The 24,418-nt window shown below is 27.3% G+C and carries 24 protein-coding genes; 5 read left to right on the forward strand and 19 right to left on the reverse strand.

Annotation, left to right across the window (positions count from 1 at the left end):
* From LPB137_RS13380 to LPB137_RS13420, 9 genes are all read right to left on the reverse strand, one after another.
* On the reverse strand, window positions 1-2,475 hold the full coding sequence (locus tag LPB137_RS13380) for an NADH-quinone oxidoreductase subunit G (protein ID WP_076088911.1): 2,475 nt from the start codon (window positions 2,473-2,475) through the stop codon (window positions 1-3).
* The gene (locus LPB137_RS13385) at window positions 2,475-3,284 is read right to left on the reverse strand and encodes a hypothetical protein (RefSeq protein ID WP_076088913.1); all 810 of its coding nucleotides are present in this window, start codon (window positions 3,282-3,284) and stop codon (window positions 2,475-2,477) included. Before LPB137_RS13385 ends, LPB137_RS13380 begins: the two co-directional genes overlap by 1 nt.
* A complete protein-coding gene (locus LPB137_RS13390; RefSeq protein ID WP_076088915.1) occupies window positions 3,284-3,565 on the reverse strand; it encodes an NADH-ubiquinone oxidoreductase subunit E family protein in 282 nt (93 codons plus the stop codon). The genes LPB137_RS13385 and LPB137_RS13390 overlap by 1 nt, the downstream gene beginning before the upstream one ends.
* An 11-nt stretch (window positions 3,566-3,576) precedes the next feature.
* Complete coding sequence (nuoD, locus tag LPB137_RS13395) at window positions 3,577-4,803, reverse strand: NADH dehydrogenase (quinone) subunit D (protein ID WP_076088917.1); 1,227 nt, start codon at window positions 4,801-4,803, stop codon at window positions 3,577-3,579.
* Window positions 4,804-4,807: 4 nt separating this feature from the next.
* On the reverse strand, window positions 4,808-5,611 hold the full coding sequence (locus LPB137_RS13400) for an NADH-quinone oxidoreductase subunit C (protein ID WP_076088919.1): 804 nt from the start codon (window positions 5,609-5,611) through the stop codon (window positions 4,808-4,810).
* Window positions 5,611-6,120: a NuoB/complex I 20 kDa subunit family protein gene (locus tag LPB137_RS13405; RefSeq protein WP_076088921.1), complete on the reverse strand. Its 510-nt coding sequence runs from the start codon at window positions 6,118-6,120 to the stop codon at window positions 5,611-5,613. The genes LPB137_RS13400 and LPB137_RS13405 overlap by 1 nt, the downstream gene beginning before the upstream one ends.
* Window positions 6,102-6,491, reverse strand: coding sequence for an NAD(P)H-quinone oxidoreductase subunit 3 (locus LPB137_RS13410; RefSeq protein ID WP_076088923.1), 390 nt, complete (start codon window positions 6,489-6,491; stop codon window positions 6,102-6,104). The genes LPB137_RS13405 and LPB137_RS13410 overlap by 19 nt, the downstream gene beginning before the upstream one ends.
* 218 nt (window positions 6,492-6,709) lie before the next feature.
* Window positions 6,710-8,443 (reverse strand): ATP-binding protein, encoded by a 1,734-nt coding sequence (locus LPB137_RS13415; protein ID WP_076088925.1) that lies wholly within the window; start codon window positions 8,441-8,443, stop codon window positions 6,710-6,712.
* Between the two features lie 14 nt (window positions 8,444-8,457).
* Window positions 8,458-8,811: a hypothetical protein gene (locus LPB137_RS13420; RefSeq protein ID WP_083657276.1), complete on the reverse strand. Its 354-nt coding sequence runs from the start codon at window positions 8,809-8,811 to the stop codon at window positions 8,458-8,460.
* 119 nt (window positions 8,812-8,930) lie between these two features.
* Between LPB137_RS13420 and LPB137_RS13425 the strand changes: the two genes are divergently transcribed.
* Together LPB137_RS13425 and LPB137_RS13430 are read left to right on the forward strand one after the other, a co-directional pair.
* The gene (locus tag LPB137_RS13425) at window positions 8,931-9,548 is read left to right on the forward strand and encodes a tetratricopeptide repeat protein (RefSeq protein WP_083657278.1); all 618 of its coding nucleotides are present in this window, start codon (window positions 8,931-8,933) and stop codon (window positions 9,546-9,548) included.
* Window position 9,549: 1 nt separating this feature from the next.
* Window positions 9,550-10,170, forward strand: a complete 621-nt coding sequence (locus LPB137_RS13430; protein ID WP_076088929.1) for a tetratricopeptide repeat protein — start codon at window positions 9,550-9,552, stop codon at window positions 10,168-10,170.
* Between the two features lie 24 nt (window positions 10,171-10,194).
* On the opposite strand, the gene nfo is transcribed toward LPB137_RS13430, so the two are convergent.
* Window positions 10,195-11,040 carry a deoxyribonuclease IV gene (nfo, locus tag LPB137_RS13435; RefSeq protein WP_076088931.1) on the reverse strand — a complete coding sequence of 282 codons (846 nt, stop codon included), beginning with the start codon at window positions 11,038-11,040 and terminating at the stop codon, window positions 10,195-10,197.
* Window positions 11,041-11,261: 221 nt separating this feature from the next.
* On the opposite strand from nfo, the gene LPB137_RS13440 reads away from it, so the two are divergent.
* Both LPB137_RS13440 and LPB137_RS13445 read left to right on the forward strand, forming a co-directional pair.
* Window positions 11,262-12,461 (forward strand): NAD(P)/FAD-dependent oxidoreductase, encoded by a 1,200-nt coding sequence (locus tag LPB137_RS13440; protein ID WP_076088933.1) that lies wholly within the window; start codon window positions 11,262-11,264, stop codon window positions 12,459-12,461.
* Between the two features lie 100 nt (window positions 12,462-12,561).
* Window positions 12,562-13,743: a hypothetical protein gene (locus tag LPB137_RS13445; RefSeq protein ID WP_076088935.1), complete on the forward strand. Its 1,182-nt coding sequence runs from the start codon at window positions 12,562-12,564 to the stop codon at window positions 13,741-13,743.
* A gap of 26 nt (window positions 13,744-13,769) precedes the next feature.
* On the opposite strand, the gene LPB137_RS13450 is transcribed toward LPB137_RS13445, so the two are convergent.
* From LPB137_RS13450 to LPB137_RS13460, 3 genes are read right to left on the reverse strand one after another with little or no spacing between them, the layout of a single operon-like run.
* A complete protein-coding gene (locus LPB137_RS13450) occupies window positions 13,770-14,738 on the reverse strand; it encodes a tetratricopeptide repeat protein (RefSeq protein WP_076088937.1) in 969 nt (322 codons plus the stop codon).
* Window positions 14,738-15,667, reverse strand: a complete 930-nt coding sequence (locus LPB137_RS13455; RefSeq protein WP_076088939.1) for a hypothetical protein — start codon at window positions 15,665-15,667, stop codon at window positions 14,738-14,740. The genes LPB137_RS13450 and LPB137_RS13455 overlap by 1 nt, the downstream gene beginning before the upstream one ends.
* A gap of 56 nt (window positions 15,668-15,723) precedes the next feature.
* Entirely contained in the window at window positions 15,724-16,674 is a 951-nt protein-coding gene (locus LPB137_RS13460; protein ID WP_076088941.1) for a helix-turn-helix transcriptional regulator, read from the reverse strand.
* A 337-nt stretch (window positions 16,675-17,011) separates the two neighbouring features.
* Here LPB137_RS13460 and LPB137_RS13465 point away from each other — a divergent pair, with 337 nt between their 5' ends.
* Window positions 17,012-17,494 carry a DUF6232 family protein gene (locus tag LPB137_RS13465; protein ID WP_076088943.1) on the forward strand — a complete coding sequence of 161 codons (483 nt, stop codon included), beginning with the start codon at window positions 17,012-17,014 and terminating at the stop codon, window positions 17,492-17,494.
* A 100-nt stretch (window positions 17,495-17,594) separates the two neighbouring features.
* On the opposite strand, the gene LPB137_RS13470 is transcribed toward LPB137_RS13465, so the two are convergent.
* The 6 genes from LPB137_RS13470 to LPB137_RS13495 form a co-directional block, all read right to left on the reverse strand.
* On the reverse strand, window positions 17,595-18,224 hold the full coding sequence (locus LPB137_RS13470; RefSeq protein ID WP_076088945.1) for a hypothetical protein: 630 nt from the start codon (window positions 18,222-18,224) through the stop codon (window positions 17,595-17,597).
* 64 nt (window positions 18,225-18,288) lie between these two features.
* On the reverse strand, window positions 18,289-18,981 hold the full coding sequence (locus LPB137_RS13475) for a hypothetical protein (RefSeq protein WP_076088947.1): 693 nt from the start codon (window positions 18,979-18,981) through the stop codon (window positions 18,289-18,291).
* A gap of 13 nt (window positions 18,982-18,994) precedes the next feature.
* Window positions 18,995-19,579: a hypothetical protein gene (locus LPB137_RS13480; RefSeq protein ID WP_076088949.1), complete on the reverse strand. Its 585-nt coding sequence runs from the start codon at window positions 19,577-19,579 to the stop codon at window positions 18,995-18,997.
* A 71-nt stretch (window positions 19,580-19,650) separates the two neighbouring features.
* Window positions 19,651-21,918: a SulP family inorganic anion transporter gene (locus tag LPB137_RS13485; protein ID WP_076088951.1), complete on the reverse strand. Its 2,268-nt coding sequence runs from the start codon at window positions 21,916-21,918 to the stop codon at window positions 19,651-19,653.
* Window positions 21,909-24,134 carry a SulP family inorganic anion transporter gene (locus tag LPB137_RS13490; RefSeq protein ID WP_076088953.1) on the reverse strand — a complete coding sequence of 742 codons (2,226 nt, stop codon included), beginning with the start codon at window positions 24,132-24,134 and terminating at the stop codon, window positions 21,909-21,911. Before LPB137_RS13490 ends, LPB137_RS13485 begins: the two co-directional genes overlap by 10 nt.
* A 5-nt stretch (window positions 24,135-24,139) precedes the next feature.
* Window positions 24,140-24,415 (reverse strand): hypothetical protein, encoded by a 276-nt coding sequence (locus tag LPB137_RS13495; protein ID WP_076088955.1) that lies wholly within the window; start codon window positions 24,413-24,415, stop codon window positions 24,140-24,142.
* Window positions 24,416-24,418: the final 3 nt, after the last annotated feature.

Consider the following 24,418-nt stretch of genomic DNA (forward strand, 5'->3'; position numbering starts at 1 on the left):
TTACACCTTTTCTATAACAGCTGTGTTATATCTGAATGTATCAAATAATGCTTTTGAGCTTGAGTTTTTATCAAACGTTGATACATAAGCAATTTCACCTGTAATTTGAATATCTGTATACGCGTTTAATTCTAAAGTTTGATTATTAGCAGTAACTTTTACTTTATCACCAACTTGTAATTCTAAACTTTCAAATTGTGCTTTTGAGAAGAAAATCCCTGCTTGTAAATCATCTTTAAATTCATGTGACATTGCTGTAAATTCATTAAATTGATTAATTGGGTTTGCTTTGTATATTACAACTTCATTATCTTTTGTTTCAAGTTTTTTAAGAGATATTTCTTTTACTTCATCGTTTGACTCTAATGTACAGGCAGTTAAATCATAACCTCTATATTCAACTCTGTCATTCCCAAACATGTTTGGTAAGTCATCAAATTCTACTTCTTTATAACCTTTTGATACTGGAAGTTGTGATGTATATTCAATTGTATATTCAACATCAACATCTAAAATCATATTTGCAATATTATTTAAAGCATAACCTTTAAAAGCTACTGCTGCATTTGTAGGAATGATTTTTTTATCAATATTTGTAAAAGTACCTTCTTGCTGATTAAGTGCTGGAATATCTAAATCTCCATCACCTAATGCTGATAATTGGAAATCTGCTGCTTCGTTATATCCAACTGTAAAGCCTTCTTCTTGCTTAGATAATGTACAGATTTGTGATACACCTAAAGTATTTGTAGAAGTTGGAATAATAACTACTTCAAATTCTGTATACTTAGTAATTAAACCACAAAGTTTTGCTAAGTTTACTGCATTTGGATGTGTGATTAAATCTTCACCAACCATTAAAGAGTAAGTATCTTTTTTAGCTAGCATTGTATCAATTAACTCAACAAATGTTTCATCTTTTCCAAAATCTTCTAAAAGTGAAATATATTCAAACTCAACTTCTTTAGATACTTTTTTAGGAACCATTTTAGAAACTTCTTTTTCTTCACCTGTTTCTTCATTCTTTACAATTTCAACAACTTTTTCTTTAATTGTTTCAGTAACAGTTTTAGTTCTAGTTTCAGTCAAAGAAGCTAAATAGTTTTTTGTAGCTTCTGGTAAATCTTTACCAAATTTATAAAGAATAAAATATAAAATTGATTCTTGAGCTAATGCATCATGGTAAATAAACTCAGTAGTTTTACCTTTTTTACCAATTTTCTCCATTACTGGATCTGCAATTGGATGGAAGTATAAAGCTGCACCTTTGTTCATAATAACTGAGTTATTAAGAGCATATCTTGCATTTGGTAAATCAGATTTTAAATATGAACCAACAGAAATTACAAAATTTGAATCATGAACAGCTGTTAGTGTTGAAGAGTATAAAGAAGTTCCTGCAGTACTAGAATAGTTAGTTAAAAACTCTTGATATAATCTTGCATCTTCATTTACTAGTTTTGCTCCAGTTTTATCTGCAATTTTTTGTAAAAGTAAAGCTTCTTCATTTGTAATAAATGAATTAAATTTAATATTTTTTGCTTTTTGGAAAGCTTCAATTGCATTTATAAATGCAGTTGTATCTTTTGTTTGTACTTTATTATCAAAATCATAAGCAAATCTTCCTGCACCATTTAATGTAGAATAATGAGGTTCATTTGTAACTCTATAAATTCTTTTTGTTTCGTGATTATCAATTGAATCTTGTTTGATTTCATAATAAATATAAGCACAGTCACTTGAATGAGAGTTTGCTGCTGGAATTTTTTTAAGTTCCCAAGAGTTTGAAGTATACTGGAAATCATGTGAAACTAAAGCACCCACAGGACAGGCTGCGATACACTCACCACAGTCAGTACAGGCATCAGCATCATAACCAATAAGTGACTTATTAAGTTTATTCCACATTGCGTATGCATCTTTTGGCATCTCTGATTTAAATGTTTTTTCAATTGCATCAGAAGGTCTTTTTACAGTACTAAGTGCATTTGATCCAACCATATCTTTACATACAGTTACACATCTTTCACATACAATACAAAGTCCAGGGTCGTAATTCATAACTCCCCAATGAGCAGTTGGTCTATGAACGTCTCTTATACTATAACTTTGAGAATCAACTTTCATATATAAAGAGTAGTTTTGTAACTCACACTCACCACTTTGGTCACAAACACCACATTGTAATGGATGATTAACATCATAAACTTCCATTATTGCACGTCTTTCTTTTGCAATATTCTCAGTTTCTGTTACAACTTCCATATCAGCTTTTACTTTTGTATTACATCCGTATACTTGTTTTCCATCAGCTTCAACTAAACATAATCTACAAGCTAGTGTTGGAGAACATCTTGTTAAATAACATACAGCAGGAACAAATACATCATTTGCACGTGCTACATTTAAGATTGATTCACCATCTTTAGCTTCAATTTGTTTACCATCAATTGTTAATGTAATCATATCACTCATTATTCATCAACCTTTTGTATTTTTACTTGTTTGTATCTATAATCTTTAAATATTTCTTCATCACAATCTGTTATTTTAGCAATTGCAATTGTTCCTTGTAGTTTTTCATCAATTTTAATAGTTTTTAACACTTTTGAGTTTTTGTAATTTAAATATACTTTATCGTTATTTGCAACTTTTGCAATTCTTGCAAAAGATTGGCTTGCAATTAAATCTTGTGTTGATTCATCTTCAATAAGCCTATAAACAATAGTTCCATCAAAAGATTTTAAATCTTCAACTTCTTCTAAATCTAAATTATTACATGAATTTATTTTTTCTTCAAATTTTTCGTCTAATACAATTATATTAAAGTCAGTAAATTTTTTAATTACGCAAATTAACTTTATAATATTTTCTACTCTTGGATGTTCAATTAAATCATCACCTATAATTAATGTTTTTACTTTTGCGTTTAAAGAATTTTCATAAGCTTCTTCAAACTCTTCTTCTCCTGCTGAACTTTCAGCTGAGATATAACCTAGGTCTAAATCATTAATATATTTTTGGATTTGCTCATTTGATTGCTTTACAAAAGTATCAAGTAATAAGGCTAAAATTCCTTCTTCGCTACCTACTTCATATTTTATAAATTGCGTATAATAAAGTTTTAAATCAATATTATCAATAGGATGCATATAAATAAACTGTGCGTTTGTTTTTGCAATTGATTCAATTATTGAATTTCTTACTTCTTCTTTATTATTTGAAAGCATAGTCCCAAGACAAAGAATAAAATCACTTTTAGAAATTAGTTCTTTCTTACTCATTACTTTCCTTCCTCTTTTGCAGTTTCATCTTCTTCAACAGCTCTTGGTTCTGGTTTTACTTTTTTAATAACTAGTGTCCAATCAACTTCTGTAAATTTAATTGAGTTCATTAATGTATAACCATTCTCATATACAACATCAGCAGATTTTTGAACATTTTCAAAATCTCCAATTTCAAATATAATAATTGCAGTTTCACCATCACTTATTTGCTTATCAAGTAGCTCAAGCATTCTGTCATAAAAATCATTTTTTAAATGTCTTAAATCAAATCTTTTCATTGTGCTTTCCCTTACCTATCAATCTCACCGAAAACTATGTTTAAGTTTCCGATTAATGTAACAACATCAGCTAATTGTAATCCTACAAGTATCTCTTCTAAAAGTGCAGTATGTTGAAAACTTGGTGTTCTTATTTTCATTCTATATGCATAAGGTGTTCCATCACTTACAACAAAATATCCAAGCTCACCTTTTGGTGATTCAGTTGCAACATATACTTCACCTTTTGGTGGTCTCATACCTTGAGTTACAAGTACAAAGTGTTGCATTAAAGAATAGTTTTGAGTCATAATTTGCTCTTTTGGAGCTGAAATATAGTTTGGTGCATGAGCCATAAGTTGAGATTCACTGTCTTTATACATCGGAACTAATTGTTTTAATATTTTTGAAGATTCATACATCTCTTGTATACAAATTTTATATCTTCCATAAGAATCACATGTATGTGCAATAGGAACATCAAAATCTAATTCATCATAAATACCGTAAGGCATTTCTTTTCTTAAATCCCATTTGATCCCACTTCCTCTTAATGCAATTCCTGAACATCCCCAAGATTTTGCCATCTTTTGAGTAATAATACCTACATTTTCTAGTCTCATTTTCCAGATTCTATTTTCTGTTAAAAGACCTTCATATTTTTTAATTTCTGTTTCTAAAATTTCTAAAAATGACATACAGTCATCAATCCAGTTTGATGGTAAGTCTAAAGGAACTCCACCAATTCTAACAGCACTATGAGTTAATCTTGCACCACAATAGTCTTCAATTAAGTCCATTGCGTATTCTCTTTCCCTAAAACAGTATAAGAACATAGACATAGCACCAACATCAAGTGCATGTGTTGCTAACCAGAAAAGATGTGAAGTAATTCTATTTAATTCTAAAAGCATTGTTCTAATAATTTCAGCTCTACGTGGAGCCTCTATTCCTAGAAGTTTTTCAATTGCAAGTGCATATCCGTAGTTATTTGAAGTTGCAGCTATATAATCCATTCTATCTGTTGTTGGTAAGAATTCATTATAAATCATATTCTCAGCCATTTTTTCCATACCTCTGTGAAGGTATCCAATCATTGGTCTTGATTTTACTACTTCTTCACCTTGAAGCTCTAAAATTAGTCTAAGTTGACCGTGGGCAGATGGATGCTGTGGTCCAAAGTTTACCATCATAGTATTATCTTCACGCTCGAAGTTAATATTTTCAAAGAAAGGTTTTAATCTATTAGGTTGTTGCATTTTTCTACCTTCTTCTTTTTAAAACAACTGATTCTTCAGGTTTTAAAGTTTTCATAATTTTTGATGTATCATCTTCTTGATATTGAATTGAAGTTTCAGGTTCAAACTCAGTAATATCAGTTTGGAAAGGAACTTCATGACCAAGTCTTGCAAATCGTTCAGTATCATATCTATCAATTGCAGCTGGATCTCTTTGCTCTGGTCCAATTATATCTCTAGCTTCTTTTCCAAAAATTTTATCAACTTCATACCATGAAGCTGCCTCATCACCTTGAAGTGGATAAGTTTTTCTTAAAGGATGGTCATACCAATCATCTGGCATGATTAATCTTTTCATATTAGGGTGATTTAAAACTTTTACACCTAACATATCATACATTTCTCTTTCACTCCAATTAGCAGAATCAAAAATAGAAGTAATAGATTCAACCGCATCGTTTTTGTCTAAGAAACATTTGATTCTTAATCTTTTATGTTTTGAAAGTGAAAGCATTTCATAAAACAATTCATAACCACTTCTTGCACTTAAGTAATCAATTGCCGACATTTCAATTAGCATATCGTATTCTAATTCTTCACTTAGAAAAGTCATAACTTCAACAATATCATTTTTATCAATATGAATTACTAAATGAGTATGTTCTATAAAAGCATCTAATACATTAAATTTTGAACAAAATTTTTCATAATCTTTTGAAAAGATTTCATCATCATCAATATCAGTTCTTGGAACACTAGGAGATACAAAAAATCTATCTGAAAAAGGAGCTTTTCTTTGAACATCGTCTTTTGGCGTATATTTTCTCATTACACCAACCTTTTTTTCTTATGAGCTCTAAAAATTGACTCTTTTCTAATTTTTCTTTGAAGTGTCATAAGTGCATATTGCAAAGTTTCAGGTCGTGGAGCACAACCTGGAAGATAAATATCAACAGGAATAATTCTATCTGCACCTTGAACTGTTGCGTAAGTATTAAACATTCCACCAGTGTTTGCACATGACCCCATTGAAATAACCCATTTAGGATCTGGCATTTGGTCATATAACCTTCTCATAAACTCTGCGTGTTTTTTTGTAAGAGTTCCTGCAATAATTAATACATCAGATTGTCTTGGACTTGCTCTAAAAATTGTACCAAATCTATCGAAGTCATATCTAGATGCACCAGTTGCCATCATCTCGATAGCACAACATGCTAATCCATAAGTCATTGGCCATAATGAGTTAGAACGACCAAAATTAACTAACTTATCTATAGTAGTTAATTTAATTGGTGCGCCACCATCTTGTAAATAATTTACTTTATGCTGTGCCATTCAAGGGCTCCTTTTTTCCATGCATATAAAAATCCAATTGATAAGAGTGTGATAAATAGTAACATTTCTACAAATCCAAACCATCCTAATAACTTAAAGTTAACTGCCCAAGGAAACATGAAAATTATTTCCACATCAAATAGAATAAATAGTAAGGCTACTAAATAAAATTGTGTTGATATTGTATTTGGTTGTTTTGTAACTTCTGGTCCACATTCGTATAATGTAGTCTTTAATTTTTCAGTATCTAGTCTAGCAATTTTTCTACTAACATACCTTGAAAGCCATACTGTAGCGCCGAATGCTGTGAATGTTACTACAAACATCACAAATGCACCGAAATAAGGATGGGCAAAATCCATATGTGTCATTTCATATATCCTTTAAAAACTAAAATAGTTTCTTTTATAATGCTTTTATTTTATCGAATTAGTGATAAATAGCCACTTACTGTAATTTAGACAAATGATAAACTAAGCTTTTAAAAGTAAGCTTAGTTTTTAAGTTTTTTCTTAGGATAGATTTTGAGATGGTACAAAAAGAAACACTCTAATATTATTTAGAGTGTGTAAATGTTTTATTGTTTTTTTTAAAAGAAACCTACTTTATTTTCACTATCAAACTGACCTTTTTTCTCTTTACTTATTTGTTCTTTGAAATCTTCAACAGTAAAAATAGGTTCAGAACTAACTGCAATTTTATATGCAGTATTTTTAATAACAAGCTCGATTTGACCACCTGTTAGCTCATAAGAAGTCAATTCTTCTAAATCAAAATCTTTACTTAGTGGAAGATTTGAAGGAAGTAGTTTTTTCCAAAGAGCTAATCTTTGTTTTTTATTAGGTTTCATAAACTCAATTTTATAGTTAAATCTTCTTGAAAAGGCTTTATCTAAGTTTTCAAGTAAGTTTGTTGTTGCAATTAATATTCCATCGAACTTTTCAATTTGTTCTAAGAAGATATTTTGAATTTGGTTATGCATTTTATCACTACCACTTCCAGCACCAGAAGTTCTAGAACTTAAAAATTGGTCAGCTTCATCTAAAAGTAAAACTGGGTCTGATTTTGTTTGATCTCTTAGTTCATAATATTTATCAAAAATACTTCTTACATTTTTTTCACTCTCACCTACATACATAGAAAGAATTTTTGAACAATCAAAGCTAAGTACATCTTTTTTCAAAGATTTCGCCATTGATAAGGCAGTTAATGTTTTACCAGTTCCAGCAACTCCATAAAAGATAATCTTCGCTTCAATACCTTTCTTTTTATCTTTTATTCCCCACTGTTTTAATCTATTCATTACATCTTTATCAACTTGTTTTAAAAGTGCATTTAAAGTCTCTTTTGTTTTATCATTTAAAACTACATCTTCTAAAGTTTTTGTTGTACTAATTAACTCAAAAGTATCTTGCTCTTTGATAATAGAATCAAGCTTAATTTTTGGACCTCTTGAGTTTTTCTTTGTAGGATGTGAAATTTTATATAAAACTTCATCTGGAATATAAAAGTTTCTATTTATTCCTCCAAATGCTGTTAAAACCTCATCATAATCTACAAGTGAGTTTGATACTAAGTTTGAACTTTCTTCAAGTAAAGACCTATATTTTATTTTTTCATAATCATCACTTGAAATTAATTCAATTAAAGCATTCATATCTCTAATTGAACCATCACCACCTGAGTATTCTTCTTTTAAAAGTGCCAAGAATAGTGTTTGTTCTTGTTCTTTTAAATCATTCTCTTTAAAAAAGTCTTCAAGCATTATTGAATTGTTTGTAACTTTTATTCTTTCTTTAATTCTATTTTCAAGTAATACTAACTTTGATTTTAATCTATTAGAACTTGGGCTATTTACATGAAAGTTTTTTTTCACAACATTTAATTGCTGAGCTAAATCTATTTTGAAAAACTGATCTTGTAAATACTCTAGATGGTCTGAATAGTTTTTTATTTCAGGAAGGATAAAATCATTTGAACCATTTTCTAATAATTTTAAATATGAACTTGATAAAGATACACTTGAATTTAACAGCTCTAATTTTGATATTTCATTTAATTTAATTTGGTCAAATGAGATTTGAACTAACCATCCAAACTCTAAAAGGGACTTGATTAAATCAAGCTTTTCTAAATGCATAAACTTTTCTACATCGTAAAACTTTGATAAAACATCAATAACTACTAAGCTATCTCTACCTTGAACGTACTCTTTTGTAATAAACTGTAATAATATTGCTTCTTCTTTTGTACACTTTAACTGTGTAAAAAAGTTTGTTTTTTCTATATCTTTTGACTTAATAAAATCAATTAATTCTTTCATTATCTACTCTAATCCTATTTGTTTAATTTTTGTTTTAAATTTCTATAAAATGTATTTAACTCTTCTTCTTTTGAAAAAGAGACTTTTTCTTTTTTATTTATAATTATACTTTTTTTGTCTATAGAGATATCTTTTATTTCTTTATAAACAAGCTCTTTTTTTTGTGTTTTTATATCAAGATTAAAACTATTAGCTATTTGCAATAACTTGTCCTGGCAAAGTGCTTTATATGAACCTTTTGTATAAATAAAACTTTCACATTTTTCTTTTTTAATATAATCTTCTATTTTCTGTAAGTTATAATTGTCATACATATTTAATGAAATAACTACAAAAGCAATAAATCCAAAAAGTGCTATAAAAATCATTTTATCCCCTATATATATTAAATAATACATTAATATATCTTAATTAATTAGTCAAGCTTTAGGAAAAAAAGGTAAAATGTTTTTATAAATTAAACAAGCAAAACATAAAAAGGGAAATAATGATAATAAAAAGTGTTAAATTTTTATTGCTTACAAGTATTAGTTCTTTACTATTAGTAGGATGTGCTAACCACGATGCTGCATTAAAAACAATGCCAAATGAAATTGCACAAGCAAATGAGTGTATAAGTACAAACAAAGAGTTTGAATCAGATTGTTATGATTTAATTTCATACAAAAACTCAATTGCAATGCTTCGATCAGGAGTAAATGCTTATTCAAAAGGAAACTATAAAGAAGCTTTTCATAGATATACAGTTGCACAACAAAAAGGTAACTTTTATGCTAATTCACTTTTAGCTGACCTTTACAATAAAGGAAATGGAGTTAATAAAAACCAAGAAAAAGCGCTTGAACTTTTAGAAGATGTATCTTCAGTTGATGGAATTGCTGCTTATAAACTTTCTTTTTATTATGTAAACAAAAAAGATTATGATGAAGCTTTAGAGCTTTTAGAATTTGCTGCAAATAATAATGTAAAAAAAGCACAATATGAGCTATCAAAGATTTATAGAGATGGCACTATTACAAAAGACAATCCTCAAAAAGCAAAGTTTTGGTATGAACGATACGAAGACAAAAGTGATAGTCTAATTAGAAAAATTTATGGGATATAAAATGACAAAATCAATAATTACAGCTTCTTTTTTAGCTTTTTTCTTAAGTGCTTGTTCTTTTTCAAAACCTGCATTTAATCTTGATACTGAAAAAGTTCAAGTTCAAGAGTGTCAAAATATAAAAGAAATAAAAAACAAAATACAATGTTATGAAGATATTAGTTCAAGTAACTCTATGGCTGCTTTGAAACTTGGTATTTATAATGCTGAGAGAAAAAACTTTGAAGAAGCTTCTAAACTTTTAGAGTCTTCAAAAGAAATGGGAAATTATTATGCAAATCTTCCTTTAGCTTTTTTATATTTTCAAGGAACTGGTGTTGAAAAAGATGTAAGTAAATCTTTAGAACTTTTAAAAGCATCTGCTTCAAAAGATCCAAATGCAGCTTTTCAATTATCAAAGTTTTATGCTAAAGGTATAACAATACAAAAAGATACGAAAAAAGCTTTAGAGTATTTAAATTTTGCAGCAAATAAAAACATGTTTGTAGCACAAAGAGAACTTGCTATTATTTATTCAAAAGGTCTATTTGATATTAAAAAAGATGAAGTAAAAGCAAAATATTGGACAGAAAAAGCAAACGCTAACAAGTCAGATAAAACATTTGATATATATAAACTGTAAAGTTTATATATATCTTTAGTAGATTTATTTTTCTACTAAATCATAAAGCGCTTGAATTTCTTGCGCCCAAATATCTTCATTAATTGTTTCTAAAACAAGTGGAATATCGTCCATTCTATCATCATTCATAATAAATTTAAAAGCATCCCAACCAATTTTACCCTCACCTAGAGAATCATGTCTATCAACTCTACTTCCTAGTTCTGGTTTTGAATCATTAATATGCATTCCCATTAAATATTCACGTCCAACAATAGAATCAAATTCATTCCAAGTTTTATCATAAGCTTCTTGTGTTCTAATATCATAACCTGCTGTAAACATATGACAAGTATCAATACAAACACCAATTCTGCTTTTATCTTCTATTTTATCAATAATATGTGCTAAATGCTCAAACTTGTATCCAAGGTTTGAGCCTTGACCTGCAGTGTTCTCAATTACAAGTTTTACATCGTTTGTTGCATCTATTGCTCTATTTAAAGATACAGCAATATTATCTAAACATTCGTCTTCAGTAATTTTTCTAAGGTGTGAACCTGGATGGAAATTTAATCTATCAAGTTTTAAAATTTCACAACGATTTATTTCATGTAAAAATCCATTTAAAGACTTTTCTCTATTTTCAACAACTGGATGACCTAAATTAATAAGATATGAATCGTGAGGTAAAATATGCTTTGTTTGTACACCTGATTTTTCTAATTCTTCAAACCATTTATCTAAAACTTTTGGTTCAAAATCCTTAGCAGCCCATTGTCTTTGGTTTTTAACAAATAAAGCAAAGGCTTTTGCTCCAATTGCTTTTGCATTTATTGGTGCATTAAAAACTCCACCACTTGCACTTACATGTGCTCCTACATATTTCATATTAATTCCTATATATTTAAATTTCGTAATCTTACAGTTTTTTCTCTTAGTTTTAAAATAGCTATATACTAGCTATAAATTTTAAGTATCATTATTATAACAGTACATTATTTTGTTACGTAATTACTAGACTTTTTAGATATTTACTAAGAAAAGTTAGGATTACTTTTGACAATAAGAAATTATCGATAGAATAAAACATATAAAAAGGAAGCGGATTTATGGAAAAAGTTGTAATAATTGGTGGTGGATATTCAGGAATATATGCACTACAAGAACTAGCAAAAAATAAGAATATACAAATTACATTAATAGATAAACACACATTTCACAACTTACAACCAGAAGTTTATGATTTAATTGCAAATAAATCAAATATTGCAGATGTAACTATTGATTTAACTACATTATGTATGGGAATAAACCATGATTATGTAGAGTATAAAAACTTAAAAGTGCGGAAAATAGACAAAGAAGCACAAAAAATATACACTGAAGAAAAAGAGATTGTAGAATACGATTATTTAGTAATGGCAGCAGGAACAAGAACATTCTTTCCCCCTCAAATACCAGGATTAAATAATGCTCATGATATTAAAAAACTTCATTGGGCAATGTTCTTTAAACAAAGTTTTGAAAATCAGTTATTTAAAAAAATTAGTGATGAAGCAAAACAATGTGAAGATACACATATTGTAGTTGTTGGTGCTGGTTTATCAGGAGTTGAAATTGCAGCTGAGATGGCTTATAACTCAAAAATGTTTTTTAAACGTGGAAACTTTTCTTGTGATAATTTAAAAATCTCTCTTGTAAGTAGCTCTGATACTATTCTTCCAGGATTAAGCTCAAAACTAGTTAGTATGTCGCATAAGAGATTAAAATCTTTAGGTATTAATGTAATTACAAATACAAAGCTGACTAAATGTAATGAAGATAATCTTGAACTATCAAATGGTACAAAAATCAACCATTCTTTTATTATTTTCACAGGAGGAATTGAAGCTTCTACAATTACATCAGATTTAGATGTAGAAAAAAATGGAAGAGGACAAATTTTAGTAAATGAATACCTTCAAGCAAAAGGTCATGATAATATTTTTGCTGTTGGTGATATTGCAGAAATTCATAATAAAAAGGGTGAATTAATGCCTCCTAATGTTACAGTAGCAAGAATTAGTGGTACTTGTGCTGGTAAAAATATATTAAACAGAATAAAAAAGAAAAAACTTGTAGCTTGTGATCCAAAACTAGAGGGTATTTTAATTGCTCTTGGTGGTAAATTTGCAGCAGGAAACTTATATGATATGGTTCATGTTGAAGGAAGAATTGCTTATGAAATTAAAAAATATGTATTCTCTTCATATAGAAAACCACTTCTTAAAATCATCAAAGCAGGTTATAAAAAGCTAAAAAAACTATAAAAAACTCTTAGTTCTTATTTAAAATATAATGGCAAATTAATTTATTTAATAAACAATTAATTTGTTATTTATTATTATATAGCACTCAAAAAGGAACTCAATGAAATTTTTTCTATCATTTTTTTTATTATTAGGCAATATCTATGCAATTGAAAAATATGAAACAATCAAAACTAGTTGTATTCAAACATCAGAACACTCAGGAAAATCTCAAAAACAATTAAAAGATATATTAATTAAACAAGCAAAAAGAGAGGCTATTGGAGAATTATATGGAAGTCTTATTTTATCTAAAACTGATGTAAAAGATGGGAAGTTAGTCTCAGATGAAATTAAACAAAAAGCTGTTGGTTCAGTAAGAATAAAAGGTAATCCAAAATTTTATAATGGTGTAAATTTTGGAGAAATTTGTTCAGATATTAATGCATATATTACAAAAAAAGATTTAGAGAAATATTCCTTAAAACAAATGACTTTACAAAACTTCTGTTTTAATGACACAACAGTTGCAACAAAAGATATCAAACAAAAAGCAAAAGAAAAAGCATATAGAGAGATTTTAACTAAATATAAACCTTCACTAAAAAACATCTCATTATCTCAAGCACAAGAATTAATTCACGACTTTTCAATATCAAATGATAAATTTGATTTTAATACAGGATCTTACTGTTTCAAAGCAGTTGGTTCTTTATATCCTTATGAAGTTGAATTGTACAAACCACAAACTAATAAGAATATACAGCAAAAGGTCATTGTACAAAAAGAACCTATTCAAAAACCAAGTTATATTATAGAAAAGAAGCAAAGTAAAACTTCCGATAAGATTTATTTTTCTAATGATTATTTAGAAGGAAAAGTTTTGTATGAAATTATTGGAGATAAAGTACATATTGATATATTAATTGACAATGTTTATAGAAACTTAAAAGGTGGAGTATCTGTATCTTTTCCTCAACTTATGAATAGTAGAAAGATTATAGATGCATCAAGTAATAAACTATCTAAATTAGATATCTATGAAAAAAACCGTAAACTTTGGAATACTGAATTAAGAAAAGTTATAAGATCTTCATATTTATTAGTTGAAAGCTGGCAAAGTTCTTGGAAAAAGTATAAAACTCAATCAATTTCAATGATAGTTGATATTGAAAGAATGGATAGATTGATTTTAAATGTACGTTCAGTTCTAGTAAATAAAAAACAACAATCCTTACTTCCTGCTTTTGGAGAAAAGGATCAGCAAGGTTTCCCTATAAAACAGATTATTATTAAAAGGTAGATATTTAAATATCCACTTTTTTAATATTATCTATAAAAATATCTAATTTTTTCTTTGCACTCATCACTTAATAATTCTGAAATTAAAGACTCTTCACTTATATTTAATTCCTTGAATTCTTTAATTAATTCATATAATTTATCAAGTTTATTTTCACTACTTAGTGTTTCTAAATATTGAGATAATTCTATTTCAACCTTTTCTGAACTATCTTTTAAGTGTGAAGAATACATCCATATTTGAAGAAATACAGTTATACATACAAAGATAGCAAAGTTTTCTAAAATATATATCCATAATTGTGATGTTCCCATATGACTTAAGGGTATTGAAGATAAAAGATGAACTCCAGATAAAAGCTCAAACAATAAAAAGAAAATAAGTAAAGAACAAGAAATAAGGAAAACTATTAATAAATGTAAAAAAGAACAAAATGAAGGTGCACTTCTAAAACAAATATAATTCTTTGTTGCAAAGGCCCATCTATCTATATTACTAGAAGTTAGTTCATCTTTAAATTTAAATTGTTTAGCAATATTTCTTTCATCAATACTTCTACATTTTGAATATTTTCTAGCAATTATTTCACCACCTAAAAAGGCTAAAAAAATTGATAAAAAATCTATTCCTTTATCATTTAAATATGCAAAAATATCTTCTAAAGTCTTATTTTCTAGTGCTGATTCTTGCTTTGCAATTATTTCTTTAAATGCAGAAGCTTGTTCATTTTTAGGATTGATTTCAAGTGTTTTAATAAAGTTTATTTTTGCTTCATCAAAGTCTTTTAACTCATAAGCAACAGTTGCACTAAACATCCATAAAGATTCACTCTTAGGGTACTTTGCTTTTGCTTTTGCTAAAAAAATCTTTGCTTTTTTATATTCACCTGCATCCACTAGATTCTGTGCAAAAACTTCTGCTCTTATATCTGATGATAAATGCTTATCAGAGGCAAATAAACCAAGAGAAAGAAAAAGTATTAATAGTATTTTCATCAATCACCTAACACCAAAATAATCTTTGCATTTTTTAATACATTTTTATCTATAGAGTTTATTTTTTCTATTTGAGCTTTATTTAGTACTATATTTGATAGCTTACTCTTATAAATAGAGCTAGGCTTTATTTCAATTGGATTATCAAAAACTCTTTTATTTTTTTTCGCATCATCAATTCCAAACATATAGCCAACAGAAGTATTTCTTTTTGTTAGTGTTTGTTTTGAAACTAAGTTTGAAGGATAAATCTCTTTTCCTTTTTCATCAACAAGTTTAACTATAAGTGCTTTTTGGAAATTAGTAATTTCGCTAATATCTAGTAATACTCCTGTGAAGTTTTTACTACTATTCATTTGTTCTATAATTTTTTCTAAGTGTTTTTTTGCGTCACTATTATCTCTTAAATCTTCCATTAATTTAAGAATTGTTTCTTTTTCATCTGTTGTATATGTTGAAGCAATTGCTTGAGGTAGAATATTGAAATCATTCCATAATTGCTCAACTTTTTCATTCCATGAAAGAAGTGTTGGATCACTTAATAATGCTTTTAGTAAATCTTTCCCTAGTTCTAATTTTGTTGTAACAACTGAAGACTTTGTATTTCTATCATACTTTGAAGAAATCACTTGAACTCCACGAACAATACCTTCCACTCTACTTTTTATGATTTCACTACTATCTAAACCACTTTTTATAGTAATTTCTGAAGTAATATTTACACCTTTAATAACTTCAAGCATATTTCTTTGTGAGATAACTTTTGCTGATAAATTTGCAGCATATTTACCTTGATTTTGTGCAGATTCACCCTCACAAAGTATAAATCCTTGCGTCCAATTGATTTGACAGCTTCCTCTTTGATCTATAACTTCCCTTGCAAACAAAGATACAGATAAAAAAAGAAAAAACAAAATTTTACTTTTCATAGATTCTCCCTAAAAATAACTTTTATATAGTACTATTTATTAGCTAAACATTTATTTTATTTCTTATATAAAGAAAGATAATTTTCCAACTCTTTAATAAACTTATCTCTATAACTTAAAGGAGAGATGATTTCAATATTAGGTAACCATGCTTTTATAGTATTATCAATATCTTCTTCTGTTGTAACTGTAAACATTACAACAAGGGAACCATCTTTTTCTTCACTTATAATTTCTTGTGAAGGAAGAATCTTTTTTAATTTAAAGTTATATGCTACATTTTCATGAACTTTTATTTTAACTTCCATTGTATTACCATCTTCAAACCATGCAGTATGAACATTGTCAAGTATTTCGTCAATTGGTTTATCTACTACAAATTTTTCTTTTAATATCTTCATATTTTTAATTTGATGAATAAAAACTGTTTTAATTTTCTTATCTTTTATATCTCTACCAAATAAGTACCAAATTCCATCAAAACTTATCACCTTATAAGGCTCTAAAGATAAAACCTTATTAGGTAAGTGTATTTCTATAGTATTTTTATACTCAATTGATATTTCTATATCATTTAATAATTTTGAATTGATATCAATATTTTCAAAAGAATTAGCTTTTATATGATAAGCAGGTGAGTATCTAGGTGTTAGAAGCTTTGAAAATATACTATGCGTAGTTTTTTCAAAATTTTTATTAATATCTTTTATTTGTGATAAGGACAGATAAACAAAAAGCATTTCATCTTCTTTCAGAGATGCTTTATTTAAAGAAAAACCTTCTTCAAATTTCAATCTTTTTAAACTATCTTCATCAATTGGGAAAAAATGAAGTCTTTGTTTTATATCTCTTTGAATTGTTTTTGCACTAACATTAAACTCTTCCATAAGCTCTTGTCTTGTTGGTAGTTCATTGTTTGATAACATTTGAAGAGTTTTAATAAGTCTTGTTAAAACTTTATCACTATTGGTAACTTTAGTACTTTTCTTTGGTAAATTCTCAAACATTTTTGTCCTAATTTTAATATGGACAGAATGTTGTCCATATATATTTTTATAATTTTATTATAAATTTTATTAAAGGAAAGAAGATGAAATATTTTTTAATTATGTGTTTATGCATAGCAACAAGTTATCTTTTATCAAGTACATTTATAGCTAAAGAAAAGAAGATTGAAATAAAAAAACAGATAATTGTAGATGAATGATTTTATGACATATGAAAATGCAAAGATATTAATGATTACTATTTTTTTAATATCTTTATTTATATTTACTTATATATTTTAATATAAGTGATTATGTTATTATATTATAATGATTAAAACTAATGGAGAAGTAAAAAATGGAATGTCCTTTTTGTAAAGAAGATATAAAAGATGGTGCAATAAAATGTAAACACTGTGGTAGTATGCTAGAAGAGATTAATAGTCAACCCGTAGTAAAAAATACTCAAAATAGTAATGAAGAGAAAATATTCTACGATGAAGGATATATAAAAGTTACAAATACAAGATTTATTAGTGGGGAGCAAACATTTTCATTAAATAATATAAGTTCTGTAACAGTTGGTAAAAGTGAGGGCGGTATTTCAGCTATGGGATGGATTATTGCATTAGTAGGTTTAATATTAGTTTTTGTTCTACCTGATTGGTGGAAACTTGCTGGAGTTTTCTTAATAATGGGAGGACTTGGTTCAAAAGAGGATTTACATACTGTTCGTATTACAACAAATGGTGGAGACCAAGATGCACTAATAAGTAAAGATAAGCCTTATATCTCTAAAATTGTAAACAGTCTTAACGACGCTATTGTTCATAGAGGTTAATATTAAATAAAGCCAAGATTCTAGAGTTTAATAAAACTACTGAATTTACAGATTAAAAGGATACAATTTATTAGTTGTATCCTTTTAGGTAACTATATAGTTATAAGATTTCTCTTAAAACCTCTTGATACATTCTTTCTTGTGCACTGTTTGCAATAAATCTTAAAGTTCTATTCATTTGTTGTAAAATCATCTGTGCCTTACTATCAGTTTCTTTAAGAGTTTGAATTACTTCCTTTGAATCTAACTTTGAAATAGTCATAACATTATTTTCAAAAAGTATTTTACTATTAGAAGGTTTTGCTTCTAATAGTAAATAATATGGGTTTTTAGAATCTTCTGTATATTTTACTGAAGCTTTAGATTGAGCATCAATATTATATACTTCTTTAGGCATACCATCATCAAAAAATTTACTTTTACTTGATTCCCCAGCTACCAAAGATGTTAATATCTTATTTTTAAAAGTTAAATCTATACTATTATCTCCTCTTTTTGCATTTGAAGAAACGATTAAGCCATCCTTAATCACTATTGATATTTTTTCTTTTTTATTACTCTTATTATAAGTACCATTTGCTTGCATTTTTCCATCTTGTTCATAAACAATTTGTTTACTAATATCGACTTTCAAAGAACCTTGTGTATAGACTTTGTCTTCACTATTACAGCCAACTAGAAATACCATTGTAAATGATAAAAGTAGTACTATCTTTTTTAAAGTTTTCATTTTCTTCCTCATCTTAATTTTGATTTAATGATTGTATACAATATCTAAGACAACATTATGTCCTTTATTTATTTTTTAAACTTATCTTTTCTGATAAAAAATCTAAGGCTTCATCAAAATAAGATTCTTCTTTAACTTTTTCTTTACTTTTTAAAGTAGCTTCATCATTTTTAATATTGACTTTTTTTTGACCTAAATAAAGAAAAGCATCATCAAGATATGCATCATTATTTGTTCCTTCTTTTCTTATTCCCATAAACCCATACTTAATGAATCTTGTCTCTTCAGGAACAGCTACAACATTTGCTCTTTTTGTCCACCAATGATTTGAATAAAAAGGTTGTGTTGATGTATGACTGATTTTAGACGGTTTATCATCATAAAAAACTAATACGCTATATCCATAATCCTTCTGTTTTTTCCAACCACTTTGAAAACCTCCAAATGAAGCAATAACATTTCCTTTGTCTATATTTTCTTGATATGCATTAACGTCTATTACTTGTGAGGTAATAGCTTTTTCCTTATTTGTAGAACTCATTAAGTAATATTTACCAGAATTAGCTCTAGGATCTGTAGATCGAACTACTCCTTCACTTTCCCAGTAAGCAATCTTATTATTCTTAATTATTTCAAAACCAGGATTTTTAAGCATGTTTTCTTTATCCCATGTATAATTAGAATAACCTTTTGTTGAACAACCTGTAAGTATTATTAAGCTTATAAAACTCCCAATTAAAATATAAATACTTTTCATTTCTTTTCCTTTATTAAATTATTTGTGTTATTTTTTCTGGGCGAATATTATGTTTAGAAGCATATTTATATGCTTCTTTTTCAGTATAAAAATAATAGTTACTAAACGCACTTGTACTGATTTTCCATTTTTTATTACTCTTTATTTTTATATCTAATTCATCATTTATTTGATTCTTTAAATTCTCTTCTTTAACTATATTTTCATAAACTTCATCTTTGACAAATAACTCTTTAATATTTAAAAGTAATGCAATTACAGCAAATGGATAAAAAACCATTCCTATTAGTGAATGAAACATAACTTTTATTAATTGTAAAGTTGAACTTTTCTTATCTTCATTAAAAACAGCTATTCGTATAGAATACTTCTCTTTGTTACTATCATATGGAGTATTATATAACATTGAAGCACCTAATGCTGCAAAAATATTATTTGCAATTATTATTACAATAATCATTGAAATAAATACCACCATTTGACCTGTTTCTTTCCCATAACTTGAAAGAACTATGGCATATATACCAAAAGCAATTACACACAATATTAATAAAATAAAACTATCTTTTACTGAATTTAGCATTGCTGTTTTCTTCATTCTTAATTCTCCTTTTTTTATAATTGTTATCTTACATTTACATTAGGACAAGCTAGTGTCCAATAAAAAAGTTAAGACCATCTTTCCAATACCTGTATCTCTGATGTTACTTCTCTTAATCTATTTGATAAGTGGGCACAAAAAGAGTACATAAGTTTTCTGCCTAAAATTGGATGTTCTTTACTTAGCAAATCTAAGTTATATCTACTTAAAATATAAACACTTACATCTTCATTTGCAAGTGCATCAACACTATGTAAGTTATCCTCAAAAAATGCCATTTCGCCTATTACAACACCAGTTGAAAAAGTAATTCTTCTTATTTTTGATAACTTATCTTTTACACCTTTAACAAAGCTCTGTTCAAGCATAATAGAGACCGTACCCTTACGTAGGAAAAATAATTCATCTGATTTCATTCCTTTTGTAAAAAGTTCATCTTTTTCTTTATACTCTTTACTTATCATATAAATTAGTAAAATATCTTGTTCTTCTTTACTTAAGTTTTTCGTAAAGTTTAAACTATCAATATTTAAAGTTTTTCCTTTTTCTTCTTCAACTTCTGTAAACTGCTCTAAAAGTTTATTCTCAACTTTTTCTAAAGTTAAATCTGTATTTTCAAACCAAGGTAAACCATCAACACCAATTAGCCCAACAGCACAAAGGGCTTGATAAGTATCATCACCTTTTCGTATATGAGAAAAAGAAAACTCTATGTTACTATTCTCTTTTGTACAAAGTTTAATCTTTTCAGCACCCGTAATATCAACTTCACTAACTTTCCTAAAATCTAAAATAATATAAGACGTGTCTTTGTTTATATCGCTTACTAGTGTTCTTAAAAAATCAGCTGTTCCAAAAAAGATTGCTCCTTCTAATTCAATAATCTTTACACATGAACCTTTATTTTTTAGAAAAGTCATTACTTTTTTAGTTCGTACTCTTCTTGAATGATGTTTATTTCCTAGAATAATATTATAATTTGTATTACTCATCATTTCATAAATAAAAAGTAAAGAGGCCATCGCAAAACCTGTAATAATTGCAATTGTTAAGTTTGCCATTTCTTCTGCAATCAACATTACAATCACAACAAGTACGGTTTGGAAAATATCTTTTAAACATTCATTCATATTTTTAGTTTTAGTTCGAAGACAAGTAATACTCATGTTGCTTGATAATTTTATCAAAGGTAAAATCATTACAATTCCAGTGTGAACTAACAAAGAAGATAAAACTATTTGTGGAATTAATGCAATATATTCATCAAGAAAGAAAACAAAAACTATTAAAAATAAAGCATGAAAAATTACTGAAATAAAAGTTCTACCACCAGAGTTATAATTACTAAGTCCTCTAGCTTCAGAACCAGCACTTGGCATTCCTGCAAAAAATGCTGAAATGATATTTCCAAATGCTTGACCTTTTAATTCAATTGAAGGATTAGTACTTCTTACTTTTTGTTTATCTTCTAATACACTAATACTAAGAAGCGATGATAAAGAACCCATCAAAGCTAAAACAAAAGCTGCAATTATAATTTCTAAAATATTTTCATTTACAATAGAAAAGTTTTGAGTAAAAGTATTAAAATACAATTCAAAAGAAGGTAGAGTTATATTTATTTTTCCAATTATAAAATCACTTGGGTTTTTATTTATAAATAAATAAAAAACTACTCCACCCAAAATTGGAGCTAGAAGAGGAACAATCATTCTAATTTTACTAGTAACAATATTTTTTTTAAAAAGAAGCAAAACAATAAAAATACAAATAGCAATAAAAAGTAAAGTAGTCTGATTTGTAATTATTGTTAAAGGATTTGTTATAAACTCTTGAAATAAATCATCTCCTTGATAATTAAAAATGATAGGAAATTGCTTAAAAATGATTATTAAACCAATAGTTGTACTAACACCCATTTTTACAGAAGATGGCAAAAATTTAATTAATTTACCAAGATTAAAATAAGCAAATATAAGCTGAAATACTCCCATTAATAAAACTGTTAAAATCATAAAAACAATTAATAATTCATTTAAATTATATATATTTTCATAGCTTTGTAGTCTTGTAAAAATTTCTAATAAAAAACTAGACAAAATCAAAGTAGTAGCAACTCTAGGACCACTTATTTGCAACTGATGATTTCCAATAAATGCAGAAATAAATGTTCCAATAATTGCTGTATAAATAGCTGCATTAATTCCATACATTTCTAAGTCGTGAAGACCTTTAAATAATAAAACTCCACAAGCTAAAGTTAAAGGCAATGCAACAAGTGAAGAGATTAGACCACCAAAGAAGTCATTTTTTAAATTCTTTGTATTCAATTCCATCTCTCTAAAACCTGAACTTCATATGTAATTTCTTTTAATCTTCTTGATAAATGTTTACAAAATTGCAACATTAATTCTTCAGCAACTAAAGGATGCTCTCTTCTAAGTTTCTCAAAATTACTTTTTGATAAAGAATAAGTACTAATATCTAAATCAGCAAGAGCTTCGACAGTATGAATCTCACTATCAAAAAATGCCATTTGACCAATAACAACACCTGCTGAATAAGTAACTCTTCTAGTTTTAGAAATTATAGATTTATTATAAAGTTCATCATCATGTTCATCCCAAATAGTTACACTTCCTTCTCTTAGAAAGAAAACTTCATTAGATAATTCACCTTCTTTATATAAGTATTCCCCTTGCTTAAAAGACTTAATGTCCAAGTATCTCATTAAAATCTTTTGTTCTGTAGAATTTAAATTTTTTGTAACATTTAACTCTTCTAAATCATAAACTTTTTTATCTAAATATATTGAGATATTAAAACTTTTTAATAATAAGTTCTCAACATTTTCAAGTGCAAAATCAGTATATTCAAACCATTTCAAACCATCTTTTCCAATTAATCCAACAGAACAGAAGGCTTGGTAAGTATCATCACCTTCTCTGATATGACTTAGACTAAAGTTTAGATTTTTATTTTCTTCAATACAAAGTTTTATTATTTCAGAACCAGTAATATCAATCTCATTAATTTTTTTAAAGTCTAAAATCACCCATTTTACTTTACCTTTTATAGAGGATATAGTATTTCTAAGGCTATCTGCCGTTCCGAAAAATATAGCTCCATCAAGTTCGATTATATTTATTAATTCACCATTGTTTTGAATACACTCTTTTGCTTGAAATGTTCTTTCTCTTTTTGAATGAAGCGCTCTTGCATCTATAATCGTATAATTTGAGTTTCTCATCATCTCATAAATGAAAAATAAAGAAGCAACAGCAAACCCAAAAACAATTGCAATTGTAATATCACTTAAAAATGCAGTTGTGAGCATTATAAAAATAATAGAAAAAGTATATACAATATCTTTTATACAATTCTTTGTATGATTCTTATTTAAGCAAATTCCACATAAGTTTTTTGCTAACTTAATACTCGGCAAGGACATAATAAGTCCAGTATAAACTAGTATTACAGATAGAATAATTTCTGGTATTAAAGGTAAATAATTGTTAAAAATAAAGATTACTAAAAATATTGTTAGCGCATTAATCAATACACTTACTTTAGTTCTAGCTCCTGCGTAATAGTTAACTAATGATCTAGCTTCAGTTCCTGCACTTGGCATTCCACCAAGAAAACCTGATAAAATATTTCCTAAAGCTTGCCCTTTTAATTCTATAGATGTATCATGACTTCTATTTTTTATCTTTCTCTCAAGTAAACTTACACTTAATAAAGAGCTCAATGAAGACATTAGTGCAATTGCAAAGGAAGTTAAAAGAAGTTCAGGTAGAAACTGAAATATATAATTATATGAAGATAAGAAACCTTCATAATTTTGTATTAAAGTGGGTACTTCCACATTAACATTTCCAAGTAGTAAATTTTCATTATTGTTAAAGAGAAAAAAGATAATCGTTGCTAAAATAGGTACAACAATAGGAAAAAGAAGAAAAGGATTAAATTTTAGTTTTTTTATCAACTCTTCTTTATTTGGTATAAAATCTCTTGAAAACATTAAAATCAAAATAAATAATGTAATGAAGATAAGAAGTAAAGTTTCACTTGTATTAGTACTATTTGAATTAAAAATAATAGGTAATTGTTTTACGATAATTATCATACCAATTGTAGTACTAATACCCATAGTAACTGAAAGTGGCAAAAACTTTATTAATTTCCCAGCTTTTAAATAAGCAAATATAAACTGTATTAGCCCAGTAATAATTACGCAAGTAAACATTAATACAATTAAAGTCATATTTACATCAATATTATCAAATTTGATTTCTTCATATACCTTGATTAAAAAATCTGATAATATTAATGTTGTAACAACAAGTGGACCTCCTATTTGCAAAGAATGATTACCAACAAATGCTGAAATAATAGCTCCAACAATTGCAGTATAAAATGCAGCATTTATTCCATATTGTTGTAAGCCATCTATTCCTTTAAATAAAAGTATTCCACACGCTAGTGCTAAAGGAAGTGCTACAAGAGCAGATATTACACCACCTACTAAATCGCCTTTTAGGTTTTGCATATTCTTTAATCTCTTTTTATTTTAATTAAAATATTATTCTTTTTATCTCTATGAACTATTTGTTTTTCATTTCTTTGAAATAATTCTTTTATAAAATCATCAGAATAAGAGCTACTTAAATTCTCTTTATTAAATGTTTTTAAATCTTGACATTCAAAAGTGCTTTTGCAAACTCTATCTTCATAGATTTTCATATCAAGTACAACAGTACCAGCAGAAAATATTTGAACTTGTGTATAGTCATCATAATTATAAATAAAACCTTTATCATAAAACTTCATTTG

It is taken from the genome of Poseidonibacter parvus, assembly GCF_001956695.1.
Lineage (GTDB): Bacteria > Campylobacterota > Campylobacteria > Campylobacterales > Arcobacteraceae > Poseidonibacter > Poseidonibacter parvus.

Bases quoted from the DNA above. Each gene is read 5' to 3' on its own strand.
- LPB137_RS13475 (WP_076088947.1), bottom strand. From the start codon at position 18,981: ATGAAAAGTATTTATATTTTAATTGGGAGTTTTATAAGCTTAATAATA.
- LPB137_RS13450 (WP_076088937.1), bottom strand. From the start codon at position 14,738: ATGAAAATACTATTAATACTTTTTCTTTCTCTTGGTTTATTTGCCTCT.
- LPB137_RS13490 (WP_076088953.1), bottom strand. From the start codon at position 24,134: ATGCAAAACCTAAAAGGCGATTTAGTAGGTGGTGTAATATCTGCTCTT.
- LPB137_RS13460 (WP_076088941.1), bottom strand. From the start codon at position 16,674: ATGTTTGAGAATTTACCAAAGAAAAGTACTAAAGTTACCAATAGTGAT.
- LPB137_RS13405 (WP_076088921.1), bottom strand. From the start codon at position 6,120: ATGGCACAGCATAAAGTAAATTATTTACAAGATGGTGGCGCACCAATT.
- LPB137_RS13415 (WP_076088925.1), bottom strand. From the start codon at position 8,443: ATGAAAGAATTAATTGATTTTATTAAGTCAAAAGATATAGAAAAAACA.
- LPB137_RS13425 (WP_083657278.1), top strand. From the start codon at position 8,931: ATGATAATAAAAAGTGTTAAATTTTTATTGCTTACAAGTATTAGTTCT.
- LPB137_RS13470 (WP_076088945.1), bottom strand. From the start codon at position 18,224: ATGAAAACTTTAAAAAAGATAGTACTACTTTTATCATTTACAATGGTA.
- LPB137_RS13485 (WP_076088951.1), bottom strand. From the start codon at position 21,918: ATGGAATTGAATACAAAGAATTTAAAAAATGACTTCTTTGGTGGTCTA.
- nfo (WP_076088931.1), bottom strand. From the start codon at position 11,040: ATGAAATATGTAGGAGCACATGTAAGTGCAAGTGGTGGAGTTTTTAAT.
- LPB137_RS13400 (WP_076088919.1), bottom strand. From the start codon at position 5,611: ATGAGAAAATATACGCCAAAAGACGATGTTCAAAGAAAAGCTCCTTTT.
- LPB137_RS13410 (WP_076088923.1), bottom strand. From the start codon at position 6,491: ATGACACATATGGATTTTGCCCATCCTTATTTCGGTGCATTTGTGATG.
- LPB137_RS13430 (WP_076088929.1), top strand. From the start codon at position 9,550: ATGACAAAATCAATAATTACAGCTTCTTTTTTAGCTTTTTTCTTAAGT.
- LPB137_RS13390 (WP_076088915.1), bottom strand. From the start codon at position 3,565: ATGAAAAGATTTGATTTAAGACATTTAAAAAATGATTTTTATGACAGA.
- nuoD (WP_076088917.1), bottom strand. From the start codon at position 4,803: ATGCAACAACCTAATAGATTAAAACCTTTCTTTGAAAATATTAACTTC.
- LPB137_RS13455 (WP_076088939.1), bottom strand. From the start codon at position 15,667: ATGAAAAGTAAAATTTTGTTTTTTCTTTTTTTATCTGTATCTTTGTTT.
- LPB137_RS13385 (WP_076088913.1), bottom strand. From the start codon at position 3,284: ATGAGTAAGAAAGAACTAATTTCTAAAAGTGATTTTATTCTTTGTCTT.
- LPB137_RS13420 (WP_083657276.1), bottom strand. From the start codon at position 8,811: ATGATTTTTATAGCACTTTTTGGATTTATTGCTTTTGTAGTTATTTCA.
- LPB137_RS13380 (WP_076088911.1), bottom strand. From the start codon at position 2,475: ATGAGTGATATGATTACATTAACAATTGATGGTAAACAAATTGAAGCT.
- LPB137_RS13440 (WP_076088933.1), top strand. From the start codon at position 11,262: ATGGAAAAAGTTGTAATAATTGGTGGTGGATATTCAGGAATATATGCA.
- LPB137_RS13495 (WP_076088955.1), bottom strand. From the start codon at position 24,415: ATGAAGTTTTATGATAAAGGTTTTATTTATAATTATGATGACTATACA.
- LPB137_RS13445 (WP_076088935.1), top strand. From the start codon at position 12,562: ATGAAATTTTTTCTATCATTTTTTTTATTATTAGGCAATATCTATGCA.
- LPB137_RS13465 (WP_076088943.1), top strand. From the start codon at position 17,012: ATGGAATGTCCTTTTTGTAAAGAAGATATAAAAGATGGTGCAATAAAA.
- LPB137_RS13480 (WP_076088949.1), bottom strand. From the start codon at position 19,579: ATGAAGAAAACAGCAATGCTAAATTCAGTAAAAGATAGTTTTATTTTA.